Source organism: Brassicibacter mesophilus, from assembly GCF_050433385.1.
In the GTDB taxonomy this organism is placed as follows: domain Bacteria; phylum Bacillota; class Clostridia; order Tissierellales; family Proteiniboraceae; genus Brassicibacter; species Brassicibacter mesophilus.
Map to the genome: position 1 here is coordinate 55,191 of NZ_JBNPXI010000006.1, position 20,033 is coordinate 75,223.

15 protein-coding genes are annotated in these 20,033 nt (G+C 31.5%); 3 read left to right on the forward strand and 12 right to left on the reverse strand.

The annotated features are described in order from the left end of the window. From HNR33_RS08745 to HNR33_RS08770, 6 genes are all read right to left on the reverse strand, one after another. Window positions 1-1,734 carry an ABC transporter ATP-binding protein gene (locus HNR33_RS08745; RefSeq protein ID WP_429082425.1) on the reverse strand — a complete coding sequence of 578 codons (1,734 nt, stop codon included), beginning with the start codon at window positions 1,732-1,734 and terminating at the stop codon, window positions 1-3. 14 nt (window positions 1,735-1,748) lie between these two features. Next, entirely contained in the window at window positions 1,749-2,786 is a 1,038-nt protein-coding gene (mtnA, locus tag HNR33_RS08750; RefSeq protein ID WP_429082427.1) for an S-methyl-5-thioribose-1-phosphate isomerase, read from the reverse strand. Window positions 2,787-2,825: 39 nt separating this feature from the next. Beyond that, window positions 2,826-3,776, reverse strand: coding sequence for an MDR/zinc-dependent alcohol dehydrogenase-like family protein (locus tag HNR33_RS08755; protein WP_429082430.1), 951 nt, complete (start codon window positions 3,774-3,776; stop codon window positions 2,826-2,828). A 37-nt stretch (window positions 3,777-3,813) separates the two neighbouring features. Then, window positions 3,814-5,097, reverse strand: coding sequence for an amidohydrolase (locus HNR33_RS08760; protein ID WP_429082433.1), 1,284 nt, complete (start codon window positions 5,095-5,097; stop codon window positions 3,814-3,816). Between the two features lie 78 nt (window positions 5,098-5,175). Then, a complete protein-coding gene (locus HNR33_RS08765; protein WP_429082434.1) occupies window positions 5,176-6,516 on the reverse strand; it encodes a hypothetical protein in 1,341 nt (446 codons plus the stop codon). Window positions 6,517-6,579: 63 nt separating this feature from the next. After that, window positions 6,580-7,311 carry a GntR family transcriptional regulator gene (locus HNR33_RS08770; protein WP_429082436.1) on the reverse strand — a complete coding sequence of 244 codons (732 nt, stop codon included), beginning with the start codon at window positions 7,309-7,311 and terminating at the stop codon, window positions 6,580-6,582. Window positions 7,312-7,662: 351 nt separating this feature from the next. Between HNR33_RS08770 and gdhA the strand changes: the two genes are divergently transcribed. Then, window positions 7,663-9,000, forward strand: a complete 1,338-nt coding sequence (gene gdhA / locus HNR33_RS08775) for an NADP-specific glutamate dehydrogenase (protein WP_429082437.1) — start codon at window positions 7,663-7,665, stop codon at window positions 8,998-9,000. Window positions 9,001-9,025: 25 nt separating this feature from the next. Here the strand turns inward: gdhA and HNR33_RS08780 are convergent, their stop codons facing one another. Further along, window positions 9,026-9,904, reverse strand: coding sequence for a cation diffusion facilitator family transporter (locus HNR33_RS08780; protein WP_429082439.1), 879 nt, complete (start codon window positions 9,902-9,904; stop codon window positions 9,026-9,028). 90 nt (window positions 9,905-9,994) lie between these two features. Continuing rightward, window positions 9,995-11,095 (reverse strand): GerAB/ArcD/ProY family transporter, encoded by a 1,101-nt coding sequence (locus tag HNR33_RS08785; protein ID WP_429082442.1) that lies wholly within the window; start codon window positions 11,093-11,095, stop codon window positions 9,995-9,997. Window positions 11,096-11,241: 146 nt separating this feature from the next. On the opposite strand from HNR33_RS08785, the gene HNR33_RS08790 reads away from it, so the two are divergent. Next, a complete protein-coding gene (locus tag HNR33_RS08790) occupies window positions 11,242-12,873 on the forward strand; it encodes an MBL fold metallo-hydrolase RNA specificity domain-containing protein (RefSeq protein WP_429082444.1) in 1,632 nt (543 codons plus the stop codon). Window positions 12,874-12,931: 58 nt separating this feature from the next. On the opposite strand, the gene HNR33_RS08795 is transcribed toward HNR33_RS08790, so the two are convergent. Further along, window positions 12,932-13,699 (reverse strand): MBL fold metallo-hydrolase, encoded by a 768-nt coding sequence (locus HNR33_RS08795; protein WP_429082446.1) that lies wholly within the window; start codon window positions 13,697-13,699, stop codon window positions 12,932-12,934. Window positions 13,700-13,905: 206 nt separating this feature from the next. On the opposite strand from HNR33_RS08795, the gene HNR33_RS08800 reads away from it, so the two are divergent. Beyond that, the gene (locus HNR33_RS08800) at window positions 13,906-14,124 is read left to right on the forward strand and encodes an alpha/beta-type small acid-soluble spore protein (protein WP_429082448.1); all 219 of its coding nucleotides are present in this window, start codon (window positions 13,906-13,908) and stop codon (window positions 14,122-14,124) included. Between the two features lie 30 nt (window positions 14,125-14,154). Here HNR33_RS08800 and HNR33_RS08805 read toward each other — a convergent pair whose 3' ends face one another. From HNR33_RS08805 to HNR33_RS08815, 3 genes are all read right to left on the reverse strand, one after another. Beyond that, a complete protein-coding gene (locus tag HNR33_RS08805) occupies window positions 14,155-17,457 on the reverse strand; it encodes a ligand-binding sensor domain-containing protein (protein ID WP_429082449.1) in 3,303 nt (1,100 codons plus the stop codon). Between the two features lie 347 nt (window positions 17,458-17,804). Continuing rightward, entirely contained in the window at window positions 17,805-18,098 is a 294-nt protein-coding gene (locus HNR33_RS08810) for a hypothetical protein (RefSeq protein ID WP_429082452.1), read from the reverse strand. A 76-nt stretch (window positions 18,099-18,174) separates the two neighbouring features. Further along, on the reverse strand, window positions 18,175-20,001 hold the full coding sequence (locus tag HNR33_RS08815) for an ABC transporter ATP-binding protein (RefSeq protein ID WP_429082454.1): 1,827 nt from the start codon (window positions 19,999-20,001) through the stop codon (window positions 18,175-18,177). Window positions 20,002-20,033: the final 32 nt, after the last annotated feature.

Below are 20,033 nucleotides of genomic sequence, written 5' to 3' on the forward strand. Positions count from 1 at the left end.
CTATTTCACCTCCTTAGTGCATCTAACCATCTCATCAATTGAGAGAATTGTTTTGCCAAGTTTATTACTAAGATTAACTATATGTGGCGTTTTTAAGTAAGAATCTAATAATTCTTGTTCATTTTTAAACACTTCTCTAGTATTTCCATACATAGTTATTTCTCCGTCTTTTACTACTGCTACTCTATGAGCATACTCAGAAACTACCCACATAGTATGAGTAATCATAATTATTGTATGTCCATCTTCATTAAGCTTTTCAACTAGCTCCATCATCTGTCTTTGCTCTTTAAAGTCCAACCCTGTTGTTGGCTCATCAAGAATTATTACTTTTGGTCTAGCAGATAAAACCGATGCAACTGCGATTCGCTGTCTTTCTCCTTTAGTTAATGAAAATGGGTCTTCATCTTCATATCCTTCCATGTCAACAGACTTAAGAGCCTCTTTTACTCTTTTGTCTATTTCCTCTTTGGAACATCCTCTTATCTTCGGACTAAAAGCTACTTCTTCATATACGGTATCGGCAAATATCTGATGATCTGGATTTTGGAATACGTATCCAATATCTTTTCCTATTTCAAAAATTGTTGTACTTTTTGTGTTCTTACCATTTACTAAAACACTTCCTCCTGTAGGTATAAGGAGTCCATTTAAATGTTTAACTAGTGTAGTTTTTCCGCTTCCATTATGACCAAGTACAGCGAGAAACTCTCCTTCTCTTACCTGCAAGTTCGCTCCTCTCAATGCTTTTTTACCATTGGGGTATGTATGTTCCAAATCTTTAACCTCTATTAAAACATCACCATATTTGTTTTCTCTATCTTTATCTTTTTGAAGTATTTCGTTATATTTTACCTCATCCATTCTTAATCCTAGGTTTTGAAACTTTTCATACCCTTCTTGAGGAGTCAACGGAAGTTCGTCTTTTTTCAATGTAGTTACTTCTGAAAAAAATTTAGGTACTTGTAGAGACATTATCCCTATCTTATCAGTCAGTTCAATCTCTTTCAGAACATCTTGAGGTTTACCATCTCTGATAATTTCACCATTTTCCATTATTATAAGTCTATCTGCATTAAGAGCTTCTTCAGTTTCGTGTTCAATTATTATTAATGTAAGATCCTTGTCTTCATGCAGCTCTTTAGCTATAGTAAAAATACCTAGTTTACCAACTGGATCTAAATCTGTAGTAGGCTCGTCCATACAAATAATATTTGGCTGTGAAGCTAATATAGAACCAATGGCGAGTCTTTGTTTTTGCCCGCCTGATAAAGTAGATGGTTGTCTATCCTCAAAGCCTTCTAGCTTTACAGTTTTTAGAACTTTATCAATTCTTCTCTGTATTTCTTCTCTATCTACGTGGAAATTTTCTGGGCCAAATGCTATCTCAAGTTTAGTATTAGTAGAAAATAGCTGTGATTCAAAATCCTGAAATACAAGTCCAATTTCTTTTGCCATTTTACTTACAGTAAATTCTTTTGCATTTTTCCCATTTATGTTAACTTCACCATTGTACTCTCCTTTTATAAAGTGAGGGATTAATCCATTCAAGCAATTTGCTAGGGTAGACTTTCCAGCACCACTAGGGCCCATGATTACAACAAACTGACCTTTTTGGATATCTAGATTGATATCCTTAATTGCTTTTTGATCCTTTTGATCTTTATATCTAAATGTTAAGTTTTCAATAGAAACAGCGTTAGAATCAATATTTGCTCCTATGGCAGTATCCACAATTATTCCCCCTTCTACTTTAATTTAAGTATGTTATCTTTAAATGGAGCTCTTATAATGCCTTTTTCAGTAATTATACCTGCAATGTTTTCATTTGGTGTAACATCAAATGCAGGATTATATACATCTATACCTTCTGGAGCTACTCTCATACCTCCAACATGTGTTACCTCTTCACTTCCTCTTTCTTCTATGTGTATCTCTTCTCCTGTTTCAATATCGAAGTCAATAGTTGTAGTAGGTGCTACTATATAGAAGGGTACATTATAGGCTTTAGCCACTACTGATAGCATAAATGTTCCTATTTTATTAGCAGTATCGCCATTTAAAGCTATTCTATCTGCTCCAACTAAAATTACATCAACTTTACCATCTCTTATAAGAGTAGCCGCTACGTTATCAGCTATTAGTTTAGATGGTATTCCTTCCTGAACTAATTCCCATGCGGTAAGCCTTCCTCCCTGAAGTCTAGGTCTAGTTTCATCCGCATAAACAAATATATCTTTACCTGTATAGAATGCTTCTCTTACAACACCTAGTGCAGTACCATAGCCTGCAGTTGCTAAGGCTCCTGTATTACAGTGTGTCAGTATTGTAGCTTTTTCTGGGATTATTTCATTTCCAAACTTACCCATTTTTTTATTAGTTTCTATGTCCTCGTAAAGTATCTTATCTGCTTCATCTTTAATCTTTGCATATATATCTTTTACATCTAGGTTCTTGCTATCTTCTATTACACTTCTCATTCTCTTTACTGCCCACATAAGATTTACAGCTGTTGGTCTAGAGCTATTCAATACTTCAAGAGCCTCATCCATTTTAACTAAAAAATCTTCTTTCTTTTCATTCATGAATTCCTTAGCAGCAAGAACTGCTCCATACGCAGCTGTTGCCCCTATTGCTGGTGCTCCTCTTACTACCATATCTTGTATAGCAAAATCAACATCTCTATAGTTCTTGCACTCAAAAACCTCATAATCTACTGGCAACTTTCTTTGGTCAATTAAGTACAAAACATTATCTCTAAATTCTATTGTTTTTATCTCCTTCATTTTTATCCTCCCTTGAATGTTTGCTAGCTATATCAGTACTTATTCTTTTTGTATGTCAAAAATCGCTTTTAGCCTATTTAGTGGACTAAATGCTTCTTCATATTCTTGAAGTGAATAAAATCCACTTATCAGATGTTCTACTGATATAAGTTTCCTTTCAAAAAGCCTCAAAGCAGCATCAATAGGTCCACATCTAGTTCCTACAATATTTATTTCATTTACTACCCAGGTTGTAGGATTTAATACTGCATCATCGTGATATGTGCTTTTTAATATTATAGTCCCCATTGCCTTTACTATTTTCTGCGCATATATAAGCCCCTGTTCATTACCAGTACAGTCTATTGCTACATCAAAATAGTTATCAAAGCTTGCATCAGATAATAGGACTGTTTTTCCTTTTGAACTTAATAGCTGCAGTTTTTCAGAATGCTTACCTATTATAGTTAGTTCACAAGCTGTAAGACTTACTACTTGAGCTATTAGTTGAGCTAACTTTCCATCTCCTACTATTGCTATCTTGTCTGAAGGCTTGATATGATACTGCTCTGCTATCTGGAGAGCAGCTGCTAATGGTTCTGCAAATACAGCTTCAATATCAGAAACATTATCAGGCACCATGTGGATATTTTGATTAGGCAGAGAAATGTACTCTGCAAAAGCTCCATTCTTATCTTTCATACCAACAATTTTTCTATTTCTGCAATGATTTTTAAATCCTTTTTTACAGAAATCACAATATCCACAACCTATATTAATCTCGCCTACAACTCTTTTACCAATCATAAGAGAATCTGAAGACTCTTCAATAATACCTACAAACTCATGTCCGAGTATCCCTTTGTATCCTTTGTATCCTTTAATTATTTCTTTGTCAGTATTACAAACTGCAGCATAAAGTACTTTTATTAAGCTTTCATTCTCATTACAAATTGGCTTTTCTAAATCTTCCTTATAGTGCAATTCTCCATTAAAGAATAATCCTCTCATATATTCATTATCCTCTCTTTTTATGATAATAAACTGACTATACGATTAATCCTTTTGCACTTCTCTCAGCATTATAAATAACTTTTTCTAGATCAATTGTCTTTATTTCGTAGTTTTCCATAACGATTTTTCCATCAATAATAACAGTATGTACATCTGATGCTTGTGCTGAATATGCTAATGAAGAAACTAAGTTATATCTTGGATAGAAATGTGGTTTGTTTAAGTCTATAAAAATAATATCCGCTTTTTTACCAGCTTCAATAGTTCCTATTTCACTTTCAAGCCCAACAGCTTTTGCTCCGTTAATAGTAGCCATTTTCAATGCAGTAATTGCTGGAACAGATGTTGTATCAAAGTTTACTGCCTTATTTATAATCGCAGCTAAATTTATTTCCTCAAACATATTTAAATTGTTATTACTCGAAGAGCCATCAGTTCCAAGTGCAACATTCACTCCCTTTTTTAACATTTTTTCTACAGGAGCAAATCCATTACCTAGTTTTAGATTACTGCCTGGGTTATTAGCTACACTTACATTGTTTTCTGCTAGTATATCAATATCTTCGTCTGATATATGAACACAGTGAGCAGCAATTGTTGGCAGTTCGAACAAACCTATATCATATACATGCTTTATTGGCGATTTTCCATAATTACTATAGCTATCCTCTACTTCCTTCTTGCTCTCAGACAAGTGTATATGTACTCCAGTATTAAGATCTTTAGCTAAATCAATAACTTTATGTAAATATTCGGGGTTACATGTGTATGGTGCATGAGGACCAGCTAATATATTTATTCTTCCGTCGCCTTTTCTGTGCCAATTATTAAAAAATAATCTTGTCTCTTCTAGCTTTTGATCACCATTTTCATCTCCTGCTAATCCTCTACATAAGCTTGCTCTCATTCCTGATTCTTCTACTGATCTTGCTGTTTCATCCATAAAGAAGTACATATCTGCAAAGCATGTAATTCCTGACCTAATCATTTCAGCAACACTTAACATTGATCCCCAATATACATGCTCAGCTGTAAGCTTTGCTTCTAGCGGCCAGATTTTTTCTGTAAGCCATGGCCAAAAAGGAAGATCATCAGCATAATTCCTAAATAAGGACATTGCTATATGAGTATGTGAGTTAACAAGACCAGGCATAACAAGCTTGTTATTAGCATCAATCACTCTGTCTGCCTTGAAATCAGCTGGTACTTCTCCTACATGTTTAATATATTGTCCTTCTATAGCTATTTTAGTGTTTTCTAATATTCTGTCATTATCACTCAATGTCAGCACTAAAGCATTTTTAATTAAAATATTCATATTATTCCTCCTTGAAATTTGAAATCTATAATTGATTAAGCTGGTGTCTTTTGGCTATGTGAGACTATACTTTAAACTTTATTTATAATCACCCATTAAGTAATTATAAAATGGCTTATCAACCCAAAATTTATAGGTTGTTACTTTCATATTAGGATCAATTTTCTTGAAACCCTCTACTACTTCATTTGACTTATCATTCAAAGAAAATGATTGAACAATAAAATTATCTTTTTTCACATAGTTATTAGTTATCTGCTCGTAATTTTCCATGTTAGTAAGTGAATAATAAAGAGGTTGCCACCATGAGCCAATTATCAATCCTGACATATCCTCTTGATCTCTTTTTGCATAACTAAATATAATATCCTGAAACTTGTTTTTTTGCTCCATATTGTTAAATTCAAAGCTTATGTCATATTCCTTAGAATATGCTATATAGTTTCCATTTTCTATCTGAACTACCTGATAATCTGGAAACTCTTCTGGTTCACCCCATTCTTTCAAATAAATAAAGGCTGAAGATTTTGGTTCAAGCTGTACTTTTGCGTCTATTCCTTCACTTTTTAGCAATCCTATAAGCTGCAAAGCATGATTAATATCAGTATGTCCATAAGTTATTGAAAGCTCTGGATCAAAGTTAGGATTATATCTAATATCTTTTACATTATATCCAGTAATAATATCTTCTTTAAGCGCTTGATCTACTATGTTTCTTAAGTCATCTGCTTGCAGAAGATTTTGTGACTTCCATGATTTATACACTTTACTGTATATGTCTGGATCACTTATGTTGCCCAAATAGTTTTTATACTGACCCCTAAAGGTTAGCAATTTTCCTAAAAGTACTGTAGTAAAATCACTATCAACGCTATTTTCAAGTTTTGTTAATTTGCTGTACATATCTAAAGGTATGATTTGAGTATCAATAGCTACTGCTAATTCTTTTAATTTATCACTTACAACCTTTTCTGACTTATAAGAGCTTATTTTTGCATTTAATAAAGTACTCTTTACTTTTGTTTCCGGATAAGTATACGCAAGCTCCTTTAAGTCTGCAGCTTTAACAGTAATGGATATTGCATCTTCATATGTTAATCTTTTATTTAAGTCATTAGTATTAATATTAGTATCAATCGTAGAATAGTCTATGTCCAATATTTTCTGTATAGTGTTTATAAAGTATTCTTGTGTTATTATATCCGGTACGGTTATGTCATAGGTATATTTCAAATAATTCTTATACTCGTCTACTAAAGAAACTTTCTCTGAATTGTAATATGAAGTATCCTCTGTTTTGGTAAGATAAGAATTTGATTCAGCAAAGGCAGAATTTCCTATGCTAGAAAGTATTAATAGCATTACTACTATAATGCAATAAAGCGACTTACTAATTTTTTTAAAACTATGTCCTCTCAAACTAAGTCCCTCCTTTTATTTTACCTATATCATTATATTTAAACTAAGACACCAGCTTAAATCTTATTTAACTCTATTCACCTTAAACTTGAATACATCTGGATTAAAATAGTCCATAGAATAGATCAAAGGATTTCCTTCTTTATCATAATGAACCTGATGTAAGAGAATAAATAGCTGCTTTTTATTTATTTTCATTAGCTCTACCATTTCCTTAGTTGGGAAAGTAGGCAATATCTCAGAAATAGCATATTCAGGTTCCATTCCACACATTTCTTTAAGATAACTAAACATTGATTCGTTGTCTACATTTTCTGGAACATCTCCAATTAACATTGATTTCTTTATTGTATCAACACAGTAAGCTGCCACTTTTCCACTTGCAGTTCTTATTCTTTTAAAAGTAATTACTTTCTCATCTTCATTCATCTTAAGCTCATTTATCATATCCTTTGTGGGAACGTTTTCTTTTATATCAATCCATTCTGTTCCTGGATCATATCCAAAGCTTTCTATTATCTCAGTAATACTTTCCAGCTTTTCAAGTCCACTCTCAATTTGAACTGGTCTTTTGTTTACAAAAGTACCTTTCCCCTGTATTTTATATACTATTTTATCCTGCTCAAGAAGAGCCAATGCCTCTCTTACTGTGTATCTGCTTACCCCTAGCATATCCATAAGATTTGCCTCCGATGGTAACGTATCATCAGGCTGAAGACCTTCTTCTCTAATATATTCTATAATCTTTTCCTTAGCTTTCTGACTTAAGGGAATAGATTTTTCCTTTATTTTCATATTTAATTTTCTCCCTTCACTTGTCTGACATCTGATATCCTATAACTAATGCTATCATGTAAAAAATATTCTGTCAATATATTATGATGCAAATTTATATTCAAAATTTTTATTGTTTATGGCACTGTTCTAAACTGTTTTTAGTAAGATATATTATCTCTATCTATGTACTGTCTGTTACTAAGTATAATAACCTTGTTGCCGAAGCATAATACTCTAAAAAGCTAATCTTATTTATATATGAAACGAAATAAATTTTTTAATAATTCACAATTTTTTGTTGATTTTTGTTATATTTCATGTATAATTATTAATAAATTATTTATAAATACTTATTTAGGGGATGATGCCATGAAAGTAGTAGAAAATGTAATCAATGAAGTTATAAAGAAAAATCCAGGAGAAACAGAATTTCATCAGACTATAGAAGAGGTGTTGCAATCTCTTGAACCTGTTATTGAAAAGCATCCTGAGTTTATTGACGAAGGTATACTTGAGAGATTGGTTGAACCTGAAAGACAAATAATATTTAGAGTTCCTTGGATAGATGATAATGGCAAAGTACGTGTCAATAAAGGATTTAGAGTTCAATTCAACAGTGCAATCGGGCCATATAAAGGAGGCGTTAGATTCCATCCATCAGTAAATCTAGGAATAATTAAATTTCTAGGATTTGAACAGATATTTAAAAACTCACTTACAGGACTTCCTTTAGGCGGAGGGAAAGGTGGTTCAGATTTTGACCCTAAGGGTAAATCAGACAGAGAGATCATGAAATTCTGCCAAAGCTTTATGACAGAATTATATAGGCATGTAGGACAGGATACTGATATTCCTGCTGGAGATATTGGAGTAAGTTCTCGTGAAATAGGATACTTATTTGGCCAATATAAAAGAATTAAAAACAGCTATGAAGCTGGAGTTCTAACAGGAAAAGGATTGAGCTCTGGAGGCTCTCTTGCTAGGAAAGAAGCAACTGGCTATGGTGTTGTTTATTTTGTTAAAGAAATGCTTTCTGCTAATAATATTGACATCAGTGGTAAAACTGCAATAATTTCTGGTTCTGGGAATGTAGCAATATATACATGTGAAAAAGCTCAGGAGTTTGGTGTTAATGTAGTTGCTATGTGTGATTCTAATGGATACGTATATGATAAGAATGGAATTAATATCGAAACGATAAAACAAATAAAAGAAGTAAAACGTGAAAGAATTAGCGAATACACAAAATATCATCCTGAAGCAGAGTATCACGAGGGGCAAAATAATATGTGGTCATTAAAATGTGATATCGCACTTCCTTGTGCAACTCAAAATGATATAGATACTTTAGAAGCTCAAAAGCTAATTGAGAATGGTGTTATTGCCATAGGTGAGGGCGCGAACATGCCTTGTACTCTTGATGCATTAAAACTTTTCCTGCAAAATAATGTATTAGTAGCTCCTTCAAAAGCTGCAAATGCTGGCGGTGTAGCTGTGTCAGGACTTGAAATGTCACAAAATAGTATAAGGCTATCTTGGAGTTTTGAAGAAGTAGACAAAAAGCTTAACGACATAATGATTAATATTTTTAAAGCAACAGACAATGCTGCTAAGGAATATGGTGTACCTGGAAACTACATAGCAGGTGCAAATATTGCTGGTTTTATGAAGGTAGCAAAAGCTATGATGGAACAAGGGATAGTTTAAAAAAAGTCATATGACTTTTTTTAAACTATTTGTCTAGCGTGTCAACTGGCTCTAAATGTACAATAGCTTCACTCACGCCTTCCAATTGTTCTTTTAGCATATCTTCAATGTTATGTGCAAGTCTATGAGAGTATTCAAGTGTGAAATCTTTGTTTATACCAACATGAAGGTCTATCATAATATGATTTTCTTTACCCCGAGTCCTAATTTTATGGCAATACCTTACCTCAGGAACCTTCATAACAAGCTCGTATATTTTTTCAGAATTTATCATTTTAGCATCTGATAAAACATTTATTCCTGGTATTAATATCTCTAGTCCAGCTTTTATAATTAATATTGCAATCACTGCTGCTACTATTGCATCGATAAAAACAAGTCCAAATCTAACTGCTATCAAGCTTATTATTACTGATATTGAAACATAAATATCACTTCTAGTATGCATGGCATCAGATATTAAAATACTGCTTTTTAATTCTTTCCCTTTTTTTGCTTCATATGTTGTAACAAATATATTAATTACTAAAGTAACTACCATTATAATAAAGCTTAACGAGTTTATTTCAGGAGCTACTGGAGATTTTATCCTATCATACGCATTTATGAGAATTTTAAAAGATATAAAAAATAGTATTAAACTAATAACAATAGTTGATAATGTCTCAAATTTGTGATGCCCATAAGGATGATTTTCATCGGCAGGTCTTGAAGCTATCCATATCCCTACTAGTCCAACAATATTTGATGTACCATCAGAAAATGAATGATATCCGTCAGCTATCATACTTGACGTTTTAGTTATTATTCCATATATTATTTTGGCTGTTGCAACAAGTATATTTAGTAGTAATATTCCTAGAAGTACATTTCTTACTTTTACACAGTTGTTTTGCTCGACCATATTCTCCCCCACTTTTATCATATTCTAATATGATATTACCCAATATGTATTTATTTAAAATAGGCTACATGTTTTTTATACTAATTTATCTTAAATACTTCTACGCACCAGATTTTTATTCTTTCCTTTTATAAATGATACAGACAATAAAATAATTACTAAAACTATCTGAAATAATGCTGAATAATATGGCCATATTTCATGTGACCATTCAAAATATTCAAGTGTCCCATCATACATTGCATATGAAAGATTAACAATATTTAGTGCTACTACAGTTACAATAGACCTATACTCAGAAAGTTTAAATATCCCTGTTATTCCTCTGCATGCTACTAATAAATATATGCTCAACTTTATAAAAGTACCTAATGAAAAGAAAATTGCTGATATTATTTCAAGCCTTTGTAGAAAATTTCCTATGTCTATTTTAGCAAAAGTTGAATATGATGGATATAATTCCACTAAAGCATTAGATACACCTAAAACTAATAAATCAAATATAGAAATTATGATTAATATAATACCCCCTAATAATAGTCCAAAAGAATAAATTTTAGTAGATGAATCTACATTTCTAAGATGAGAAAAAACCGTTATAAAAATAACAAGTTCTCCAAATGGAAATGAAAATGCTGAAAATGCTCCTTTCAATACAGGTCTCATTCCATTATACAAAACTGGCTTAATATTTTCAGGATGAATTTTAGGTAATAACAATATTGCGCCTATTAAAACAAAAAATATAAAAACAATTATAAAAACTTCATTCACCTTACTCAAAGTTTCAATGCCATCACGAATAACAAATGTGCAAAGAAGAACTAAAAACATCACTATTATTATAAAAGGAGTTTCAGGAATTGAAACTGTAGTCACAAACGTAGAGTAATTCCTAGCTATTTCAGCAGCATCATGTATAAAATACCAAGTATATAATATACTTATTATCTTACCTATAACATTTCCAAAGCATATCTCAAGAATTTCATATAAATCTTTTCCAGGAAATATCCTATTTATCTTAGCACAAATAAGTCCTATAATAAAAGCCATGCCAATAGATAATATATTAGCTATCCATAAATCCCTACCTGCTTCAAAAGCTAAAGTATATATGGCCGATGTTCCTATTATTAGCATTGCAACAAGTCCAATTCCTTGTCTTTCAGTAATAACCTCTTTGGTCATTTCATTCCTCCATTAAATTATTATTATATTATTTGCTAATGATAGAAATAATACTCGCCAAAGATTCTGAATAATTACAATCTTTTTTCAGAAATATTCAATGAATATGATATAATAATAAAAAGCCAGTATAGGGGGTTACTTTTATGAGAATACAATTTTTAGGTGCTGCAAAGGTTGTTACAGGTTCTAACTACTTGATCACTACTAATAAATATAAAATTCTTCTTGACTGTGGTATGTTTCAAGGAAGTGAGCAGCTAGAAAAATTAAACTATGAAGATTTCCAATTCAATCCATCAGAAATTGACTTTGTTATTTTGAGTCACGCCCACATTGATCACAGTGGAAGAATCCCTAAGCTAGTAAAAGAAGGCTTTGAAGGAAAAATATTTTGTACACAAGCAACTAGCGACTTATGCGAAATAATGCTAGTGGATAGTGGACATATACAAGAGTCTGACGCAGAATGGGAAAATAGAAAGAGAAAGAGAGCTGGAAAACCGCTTATTGAACCATTATATACTGCAAGAGATGCAGCACTAAGTCTTAAATACTTTAGTCCCGCTTTATATGACCAAAAAATAAAAATCAACGAAGACATATCAATCAGGTTCAAGGATGCCGGCCATATATTAGGTTCATCTATAGTAGAGCTTTGGATTAATGAAAATAACAAAGCAGTGAAGATAGTATTTTCTGGTGATATAGGAATGAAAGACAGACCTATAATTAAAGATCCTGAATATATAGAAGAAGCTGATTATTTGATTTTGGAATCGACATATGGTGATAGGATTCATGAGAATGTAAATAAAAGAGTTGAAGAATTAACAGATATAATTAATGAAACTGTACTGCGAGGCGGTACTGTGATCATACCATCGTTTGCAGTAGGTAGAACTCAAGAATTAATATATGAGCTTAATAAGTATTATGAGTATAATGATGAACTAGAAACATTTATGAAAATACCTATATATATTGATAGTCCTATGGCTGTATCTGCTACTGAAATTTTTCAAAAAAACTCCTATTGCTTTGATGATGAAACGAAGAAGCTTATATTAAATGGTGACAATCCATTTGAATTTGAAAATCTTCACTATGTAAAAAGCCAAGAAGAATCTATGAGACTAAATAATTATTCATTTCCTAAAGTAATTATCTCAGCTAGTGGAATGTGTACTGCTGGGCGAGTACGCCATCATTTGAAGCATAATCTATGGAAAAAGAAGAATAGTGTTATTTTCGTAGGCTATCAAGCTGAAGGTACTTTAGGAAGAATATTAAAGGATGGATCTAAAAAAGTAAAAATTCTAGGTGAAGATATTGTTGTAGATGCTGAAATTCATAGCATAGAAGGCTTTTCAGGACATACTGATCAAGTAGGATTAATCGACTGGGTTAAAGGATTTAAGAAGCTTCCAAAGGAGATTTTTATAGTTCATGGTGAGGATAATTCTTCAGAAGCTCTAGCAAAACTAATATCTACTCAGTTCAATGTGAAAACTATTATACCTACTATGGGATACTCTTATGAAATAAAAGAAGATATGATAGAAAGTAACGGTAAAAACTTGATGGAAGCAATTAAGCTTAAAGAAAGTATCAAGGAAGAGCTTCAAGAGGTTTATGATCAATTTGAAAGTCTTGTTACAAAAACTGATTTAATGATTGATGAAAAGCGATTAAAAACTGATTACGATGAACTAAAAAATAAGCTAATTGAGTTACAGCAAAAACTACTTGATATTAATATGATAATAAGTGACTAAACTATAAACAGAAACAGGGCTTAAATTCAATAAATTTGAGCCCTGTTTAATTGTTCTATTAAACTAATTGTTTTATATTAATACTATGATATCTTAATGATTCGTAATTTTCTATGCTTTGTCTTAAGCAATCTTCTAGTGCCAATTTGCCTTTTGACTGATCTACTTTTTTTAAATAATATATTCTATCAAATATTGTATCCTTTATTTTTTTCTTGTCATACAAAACTTCACCATGAGAAGGTATAACTATGTTATATTCTAATTCAGCAACCATGTTAAGGCTTTCAATATGTTCTTTAAAATTTCCATCATCTGAAATATACGGAATCATGTCCTTACCGTTATGGGATTTCATTATTAAATCTCCAACATGTATTATTTCATAATCTATTACTGTGCTAATGCTGCATTTACAGTGACCAGGTGTATGTATAAAACTCAAATTATGGGTACCAAACTTAAGTCCTCCTTTTTCACCCATCAATATATTTGGCTCAATAAATTCTTCATCTGGAAACCATACTTTACATCTCTCAAGGTTATATTTGTAAAGTTTACTGCCAATAAAGCTGCATCCTTTAAACACTTTACATCCACTTATGTGGTCAGGATGATAATGAGATAAGACTACAAGTTCTACACTTATGCCATTATCCATCAAGTCCTTCTTCACTAGTCGAGCCTGCTCTTCGTATCCAGTGTCTATTATTAATGCTCTGTTCCCATCAACAATAGCTGTTATGTTAATATTGAAATCAGTTTTTATATTATTATCATTGAATTCATATAAAAATATATTCTCTTTTATATCTATCTTTTTCATTTGATAACCTCCTAAAACTATCTTGATAACGTTTTCCTCATTCAAATACAATTATACTATATTTACACTTAAAACTGAAGTGCCTGAATATACATTAGATAATATATACAATATAATTTTTTTATCCTTAATTTGCCTTGTATCCTTATGATGATAATGCAAAAGATAATATTAAATATATAAACATATTTGAAGAGGTGATTTTTTTGAGTAGAAACCCTGTAGACCCTAATGCTATAAGTGCTCTTAATCAGATGAAACTGGAAATAGCAAATGAACTAGGAATCACGAATAATTTTACAAATAATAGTGGTAGTATAGATGAGTCTGTACAAAATATTTTTTATGCAGGTAGCGTTGGTGGAAATATGACAAGAAGACTAGTGGAATTAGGAGAAAAGCAGCTAATTGACAAGAACAAATAGAAGTAGATAAAGCCCTTTAAAGGGCTTTATCTAAAGTTCAGACATTTCAATATTTATATTGTTTATTCCTGAATTATCTGCTCTAGTAGAACATGTCTCTGATTTAAAGGTTTTAGGAAATTCATCATTTTGAACTGGTAGCTCTATAATAAATTCACTACCTTTATTTTCTTCACTCACTACCCTTATGGTTCCTCCGTGTAATTCTACAAGAGATTTCACTAAGCTTAAACCTATTCCACTGCCACCATTTGATTTTGAAAGATTATCATCCGCCTGCTTAAATCTTTCAAATATTATGTCTTGCTTATCTTTTGGTATACCTATACCGTCATCTTTAATAGAGATCCTTACCATATTTTCACTTTCTCCATAGATATTTACCCAGACATTTCCTCCTCTAGGTGTAAACTTTATAGCATTTGATACAATATTTAATACTACTCTTTCTATTTCTATAGGATCGCATTCTATTAGCTTCTCTTCTACATCAGTATCTATAATTAGATTTAATTCTTTCTGACTTGCATATTCCTTCATGGATAATACTAATTCTTCAACTAAATAGACAATATCTGTTTTCTCAAGATTTAGCTTATATTGTTTTGCCTCAATCTTAGTTACATCTATAAGATTATTTACTACTTTTAGCAGCCTAAAACAATTTTTCTTGATAATAAATATATGATTTTTAATATTGTCCACTAATTTAACTGTATCATCCTTCTTTACATAAACTTCAGATAATTGTAATGTGCTTAAAATGACATTTAAAGGAGTTCTTAATTCGTGTGAAAGATTTACAAAGAAATCATTCTTAAATCTTTCATTTTCGATGATTTCATTATATAGTCTTTCATTTTCCTTGATGTTTTTCTTAAGTTCTAACTCGACTTTCATACGCTCATTAATTTCGTTTAACAAATGCTCATTAGTTTTATTAAGCTCTGATGTTCTTTCATGAACTTGGATTTCTAGAATGTTTACATAGTTAACAATAAAAAACAATAATCCTATTAATAGTAATGCGTACATACAATACGCCCACCACGTCCTCCATGGCGGCATGTCAACACTAACCTTTACTGTTGCTTCAGTATCACTCCATACTCCATCACTATTTGCTCCTTTAACTTTAAATACATAGTTTCCACCATCTAGGTTAGTGTAGCTGGCATAGTGCCTAGTACCAGAATATATCCAGTCTTTGTCAAAGCCTTCAAGCATATAAGCGTATTGATTTTTTGAAGGATTCTTAAAATCTATTACAACAAAGTCAAATGAGATAAAATTTTCTTTGTATGATAATCTGATTTCATCACTATAATTTCTAGGTTTATCAAAAACTCTGAAATCAGTTATTATAACATCAGAGGCCTTTTCACTATTTTTAACCCTGCTTGGGTGAAAAGCATTTAGCCCATTTAGCCCGCCAAAGAACATTTCTCCACTCTTACTTCTAAAGAAAGCATTGGCATTAAATTCGTTTCCTTGCAATCCATCCATTACAGTATAATTAGTAAATGACTCGGTATCAGGATTGAATCTTGATATTCCATTGTTAGTGCTTAGCCATAAGTTTTCATCATTATCCTCTAATATACCATAAATAAAATTATTAGGAAGTCCATTTTTTTCTGAATATACCTTAAAACTTTGATTATTAGAATCGAATATATTTAAACCGTTGTTTGTAGCTATCCAAAGTCGTCCTTTTCTATCTTCATAAATGCACTTAACACTATTGTGACTTATACTATTACTGTCATTAAGATCATTGGTATAGGATTTAAACGTATTATTATGTATATCAAACAGGTTAAGTCCTCCGCCTACAGTTCCTATCCAAAGGTTCTTTTTGCTGTCCTCATAAATATATCTCACATAGTCATTACTTATATCGCTGTTCAAAGTTGTAAAATGAGTAAATGTTTCTTTTTCCCTATCAAATAGCTCTAGACCGCCCTTTGTTCCAATCCATAAGTCGTTTTTCGAATCTTCATATATGTAAGTTACTTTATTATCTATAATTGAGCTAGGATTAGTATCATCAGTAGTGTATCGTTTAAACTTTTCTGCTTGTCTATCAAATCTATTAAGACCATTTTCAGTACCTATCCACAATATTCCATTTTTATCTTCATATATGGAATAAACTCTATTTGCACTAATTGATTTAACGTCCTTTGCATTATATGTATAGTGCTTAATCTTATTGTTTTTTCTATCAACCCTGCTTAAGCCACCATCATATGTACCAATCCATAATATATCAGATTTATCTTCATATATAGAAAATACTGCATCATCATTTAATAAAGAGTTAGGTAAGTCTTCTTCTTTTTTATAATGTAGAAAAACTTGTTTTGGGTTAAACCTACTGACTCCAGCATCATATGTTCCTACCCATATTATTCCCGAGTTATCTTCGTATATAGAAATAACATCATTACTTTTCATACTATATTGATTATCAGGCTCTTTTACATAGCTAATAAACCGCTCTGCTTCTCTATCATACTTTACTAAACCAAGACCATCTGTGCCTATCCAAATGTTTTCGTTACTATCTTCATATATCGATTGTATCCTATGAGCTTTTAAGTTGTTTTGTCTATTATTCCCATCATTGTATCTTATGAATTTACCTGTTTGTCTTTCAAATCTGTTTAGTCCACCGTCATGTGTTCCAATCCATAGCTGTCCTTTATTATCTTCATATATAGCATATATTGAATCATTGCTTAAAGTGTTAGGATCGTTTGGATCATTTCTATAAACAGTAAATTCTCCAGTATTTTTATCAAATTTATTAAGACCATCTTCAGTACCTATCCATAGTGTTCCTTCTCTATCCTGTCTTATTACAACTATACGATTATCACTTATAGTTGTAGAATTCTGGGGATCGTTATTATATCTAGTGAACTGGTCTGTCTCTCTATCCAGCTTATTTAATCCCCCTCCATATGTTCCAATCCAAAGAACACTATCATTATCCTCAAATATAGTTATTACTTTGTTATCACCTATACTATAAGGATTGTGTTCTTCATTAAAGTAATGCTCAAATTTTCCTGTATGTACGTTGTGCTTATTTAAACCATTATTAGTTCCAATCCATATTGTTCCTTTTTTATCTTGATATAAGGAAGTAATATGATTGTCAGAAATAGAGCTGTTATCAAAAGGTATGTTCTTATAGACAGTAAACTTATATCCGTCGTATTTATTTAATCCATCATGTGTCCCAAACCACATATAGCCTTCGCTATCCTGCAAAATAGCGCTTACAGTGCTTTGAGATAATCCATCTTGCAAGTCTAAAGTCATAAATTTGATATCATCCTCTATAGCGTATGTATACGGACTTATAAGAAATAATAAAACAATATTAAGGACCACAAATAACTTTATTTTTATGTAGTTCACCACCCTTCATCAAAAGACAATAACTCTCACAAATTTTGAAAGTACCTAATATGATTTTCTCAGAAAGTAAATAAAATTACAATACATTTTATGATATTAATTGTCGTATTTTGTATTTTTGTGCTTTTATTCTATTATTAATTTTTAAAATTGCTATATGTTTGTAAATTTATCACATAAAAAAATTACGATTAAACAACCGCAATTTTTTTAGTTTGTAAATTATATCTAATTTTCATATTGTAAATCTACATTAGCTGTGAATCAACGCTTTTGTGTAGAATGTCTCTAAATTTCTTTGCTGAAAAATCTTTTACATTCACCCAACCTTCATTATCTACTTGATTTGAATACTCATTTACTTCTTTTCCATATACATATCCATTTCCTGAACTACTAAAATCTTTAGCGACAAGTTTAAGTTCATCATTATCATTCAAGTAATATGAATATCCAGATTTTTCATCCTTCACTTCAATTAGTTGGTTAAAGGAGTTTAATATAACTCTTTTTTCTTCTAATGTCATAAAAAACTTATCCATTTATAACAACCTCCATTTATCTTTGTATTATTCTATTATTGTTTCAAAGATGAATGGCTTTTATTACATTCTATTATTATGACTTCAAAACCCTTGCTTCCTGCTCTTCCATAAATTGATTTGTATATAGTCTATAATAATAACCTTTGTTTTTAATAAGCTGATTGTGATTTCCTTCCTCAATAACCTTGCCATTTCTTACTACAAGAATACGATCTGCTGAACGTATTGTAGATAATCTATGAGCTATGATAAAGCTAGTTCTTCCTGTTAATACTTTTTGTATTGCTCCTTGGATAATTTGTTCAGTTTCAGTATCAATAGATGAAGTAGCTTCATCTAAAACAAATATTCTTGGATTAGCTAGAATAGCTCTAGCAAATGATATAAGCTGCTTTTCTCCCGTAGACAGCTTGTTTCCACCTTCACCTACTTCAGTATCATAGCCTTTTTCTAGCTTCTTAATAAAGTCATGAGCGTTTACTAGCTTTGCTGCCTTGATTATTTCTAGTTCGCTTGCGTCTAGTCTTCCATACCTTATATTATCCTTTATAGTTCCACTAAAAAGATGAGGTGCTTGTAAAACATATCCTAAATTGGAATGAAGCCATTGTAGTGGCATTTCTTTATAATCTACTCCATCTATTAATATCTGTCCTTCTGTTGGTTCATAGAATCTACAGGCAAGATTTACTATTGTACTTTTACCAGATCCTGTTTCTCCTACTAAAGCTATTGTTTCTCCTGCGTTTACATCGAGATTGAAATTTTCAAGTACCTTTTCACCTGACTTATATGAAAATGAAACATTTTTAAAGCTTATATTACCCTCCATATCAGGTAATTTACCTTTATCTATATTTAATGAATCTCCATATCGTCTAGTTACTTTTTCATTATCTTTAATATCAGGCTCTGTATCAATCATTGATAATACTCTCTCTGCAGAAGCTTGTGCTGATTGAATCTCTGCGAAAATACGGGCTAACTCTCTCACAGGTTCAAAAAATTGTACTGTATAAGATATGAAAGCTACAAGAGTACCATAGCTTAATGCTCCAATCATTACGTTTCTTCCTCCATACCATAGTGCTAATCCTGTTCCTACACTACTGAGTGCTAATACTATTGGTAAATATAGTGACGAAAATACTGCAGCTCTTACTGATGAGTTTTTCATTTCTGTAGTAATAACTTCGAACTCATTTAAGTTTTCTTCTTCACGTACTAATGTCTTTGTGGTCTTCGCTCCCATTATTCCTTCATTAAACGCTCCAGTTATTTTCGAGTTTATTTTTCTAACCTGTCGATAGGATTTCAATATTTTATTTTGGAAATATACACTTATAACTGCAAGTATTGGCATTACAAGTAAAACAATCAGCGCAAGCTTCCAATTCAAATAAAACATTACTCCAGTTATAGCTAGCATCATTGTCAATCCCCATACTGAATCAACTAGCCCCCAAGCTATAGTATCTCCAAGCCTCTGTATATCAGAAGTCATTCTTGCCATAAGCCACCCTACAGGTGTTTTATCATAATAGGCAAATGATAGCCTTTGCAAATGTTCAAATCCCACTTTTCTTATAGTGTAGCATACTCCCGTCTCAACCTTTCCAGCTATTGCTATAAAAAACCATATATTTATTGCCTGAACAAGAACTAAAGCTATATATCCTAATCCAAACTTTGCTAATCCATCAAGATTACCTGGAACAACAAAGTTATCTATGGCATACTTAGTCATCAGTGGAAAAATAGCATCTATTCCTGCAACCCCTATCATCACGAATCCTAGTTTAAACAATGAATCTTTATATGGTTTTGCATAGTGTAATAGTTTTTTCCATAACCCTATGTCAAATCGTTTATCATAATCTTGCTCTTGAAATGAATTCATTGATTCATACCTCCTTTTCTTTCATAATCTAC

Bases quoted from the DNA above. Each gene is read 5' to 3' on its own strand.
- HNR33_RS08760 (WP_429082433.1), bottom strand. From the start codon at position 5,097: ATGAATATTTTAATTAAAAATGCTTTAGTGCTGACATTGAGTGATAAT.
- HNR33_RS08785 (WP_429082442.1), bottom strand. From the start codon at position 11,095: ATGACCAAAGAGGTTATTACTGAAAGACAAGGAATTGGACTTGTTGCA.
- HNR33_RS08810 (WP_429082452.1), bottom strand. From the start codon at position 18,098: ATGGATAAGTTTTTTATGACATTAGAAGAAAAAAGAGTTATATTAAAC.
- HNR33_RS08755 (WP_429082430.1), bottom strand. From the start codon at position 3,776: ATGAGAGGATTATTCTTTAATGGAGAATTGCACTATAAGGAAGATTTA.
- mtnA (WP_429082427.1), bottom strand. From the start codon at position 2,786: ATGAAGGAGATAAAAACAATAGAATTTAGAGATAATGTTTTGTACTTA.
- HNR33_RS08790 (WP_429082444.1), top strand. From the start codon at position 11,242: ATGAGAATACAATTTTTAGGTGCTGCAAAGGTTGTTACAGGTTCTAAC.
- HNR33_RS08815 (WP_429082454.1), bottom strand. From the start codon at position 20,001: ATGAATTCATTTCAAGAGCAAGATTATGATAAACGATTTGACATAGGG.
- gdhA (WP_429082437.1), top strand. From the start codon at position 7,663: ATGAAAGTAGTAGAAAATGTAATCAATGAAGTTATAAAGAAAAATCCA.
- HNR33_RS08795 (WP_429082446.1), bottom strand. From the start codon at position 13,699: ATGAAAAAGATAGATATAAAAGAGAATATATTTTTATATGAATTCAAT.
- HNR33_RS08770 (WP_429082436.1), bottom strand. From the start codon at position 7,311: ATGAAAATAAAGGAAAAATCTATTCCCTTAAGTCAGAAAGCTAAGGAA.
- HNR33_RS08805 (WP_429082449.1), bottom strand. From the start codon at position 17,457: ATGACTTTAGACTTGCAAGATGGATTATCTCAAAGCACTGTAAGCGCT.
- HNR33_RS08780 (WP_429082439.1), bottom strand. From the start codon at position 9,904: ATGGTCGAGCAAAACAACTGTGTAAAAGTAAGAAATGTACTTCTAGGA.